Below are 1,764 nucleotides of genomic sequence, written 5' to 3' on the forward strand. Positions count from 1 at the left end.
GTGATCAGCGGCGCGGCGGCCGCGGTGGCGGGGAGACCTCGCCGGGCGTCCCGAATCCATGCGGCGGCCCGGGCGGGCCGGGCGGCGGCGCAAACCCGAAGCCGCCCATGGGCCCGCCCATCGGCGGGGGCGGCGGTCCGTGCTGCAGCGCCATCATCGGCGGTGGCCCGGGCGGCAGCGGCGGCCCGGGCGGTCCGGCGCTGATGATCCAGGCGAAGGCGATCGCCGCGATGGTGCCCGCCGCGCCGATCAGCGCGCCCGCCACCCCGACGCCGACCACCACGCCGGTGGAGTGGCGGCGAGGCTCACTTGGGGGACGGGCGGCCGGCGGCACGGGTGTTTGGGCGTCGATGTCGTCGTTTGTGGTCATGGCACCGGACGGTAGGAGTCGGAACTGAAGTAGACCTGAAGAAACGGGTGTCCCGTGAGTCACTTCTGTCACCAGCGAAGGGTGAGCGACGTTGTGCCCGCCTCACAGCGACATCGCTAGGACTCCGCCCCGCGGAGCGGGCTTGTCGCTCTGAGGTGGGCACTTCGTCGCATCCCTGGGTTCTGCGATTGATGGGGCTCCGGTGACGGAAGGGTCCGGGGGACCGCTTCAGCTTGATTTCAGAACCGGCGCCGACAATGGGAGGCATGACGAACAGCTCCCGGGTCGCCGCCGGCCGGTTCAGCGTCGGCGCGCCCCGGGTCCTGGTGGTCGAAGACTCCGAGACGATTCGCGAAATGGTCAGCGAGGCGCTCACCGACGTCGGCTACCACACCGTCGGGCGTTGTGACGGCGACGGGCTCGAGGAGGCGCTGGACGGGCTGCGGCCGGACCTGGTGGTCCTCGACGTCATGCTGCCGGGGCGCGATGGATTCGACCTCATCGGCGTCATTCGCGACTGGGGCGATGTCGGGATCGTCCTGATCACGGCCCGCGACGGCCTGGAAGATCGGCTGCGCGGCCTGGACGGCGGGGCCGATGACTACGTGATCAAACCGTTCGAGCTGGCCGAACTGGTGTCACGGGTCGGCGCGGTGTTGCGCCGGCGCGGACGGCTGCCGCAAGTCGTTCAGATCGGCGACCTGATGCTCGACGCCGACGCCGGCGTGGCCGCGCGCGCTGGTCGTCGCCTCGACCTGACGGCAACCGAGTTGCGGCTGCTGGCCTTTCTCGTGGAGCAGCGCGGGCGCATCGTCAGTGCCGGCCAAATCCTGAACGCCGTGTGGGGGTACGACGCCTACGACCCCAACCTGGTCCAGGTGCACGTGAGCGGTTTGCGGCGCAAGCTCGAAGCCCACGGGCCGCGGATACTGCACACCGTGCGCGGCATCGGCTACCGGCTGCAACCCCAGCGATCATGACGACTCGGACTCCCTCCCTGCAGCGCCGGGTGACGCTGGTGGTGGTGGCGTTGCTGACCCTGCTATTGGTGGTGCTCGGTGTCACCGTCGACGTCAGCCTGGGCGTCCTCGCCCGCAGGAACCTGCACGATCGGCTGCTCGCGGCGGCGTCGCGCGCCGAGACGCTGGACGCCGCGCGCACCTCGCCCGAGCTGTTGGCCGCCGAACTGAACGGCGGCGGCGTGCGCGCGCTGCTGGTCACCGCCGACGGCGCCACCTACGGCGATCGCGGCATCAGTCCCGACACCGTCGCCGGGCCCGTGGTCCCGCCGCCCTTTCCGCCCGCACCACCCTTTGCGCCACCGCCGCCGATGATGCCGCCGATGGCGCCCGGGACGAACTTCCCCCCGCCCGGCATGCCGCCCTGGCCGCGGA

The 1,764-nt window shown here is 71.7% G+C and carries 2 protein-coding genes and 1 pseudogene; 2 read left to right on the forward strand and 1 reads right to left on the reverse strand.

Annotation, left to right across the window (positions count from 1 at the left end; translation table 11 throughout):
* Positions 1–4 precede the first annotated feature (4 nt).
* Positions 5–370, reverse strand: a complete 366-nt coding sequence (locus A5756_RS00275; protein WP_066945011.1) for a hypothetical protein — start codon at positions 368–370, stop codon at positions 5–7.
* Positions 371–636: 266 nt separating this feature from the next.
* On the opposite strand from A5756_RS00275, the gene A5756_RS00280 reads away from it, so the two are divergent.
* Positions 637–1,350 carry a response regulator transcription factor gene (locus A5756_RS00280; RefSeq protein WP_369817330.1) on the forward strand — a complete coding sequence of 238 codons (714 nt, stop codon included), beginning with the start codon at positions 637–639 and terminating at the stop codon, positions 1,348–1,350.
* Positions 1,347–1,764 (forward strand): annotated as a pseudogene (locus A5756_RS00285) (two-component sensor histidine kinase); the annotation flags it as partial. The gene A5756_RS00280 and the pseudogene A5756_RS00285, both read left to right, overlap by 4 nt.

It is taken from the genome of Mycobacterium sp. 852002-53434_SCH5985345 (genome assembly GCF_001667155.1).
Taxonomy (GTDB): domain Bacteria; phylum Actinomycetota; class Actinomycetes; order Mycobacteriales; family Mycobacteriaceae; genus Mycobacterium.

Coding starts and splice junctions, on each gene's coding strand:
- A5756_RS00275 (WP_066945011.1), bottom strand. CDS start 370: ATGACCACAAACGACGACATCGACGCCCAAACACCCGTGCCGCCGGCC.
- A5756_RS00280 (WP_369817330.1), top strand. CDS start 637: ATGACGAACAGCTCCCGGGTCGCCGCCGGCCGGTTCAGCGTCGGCGCG.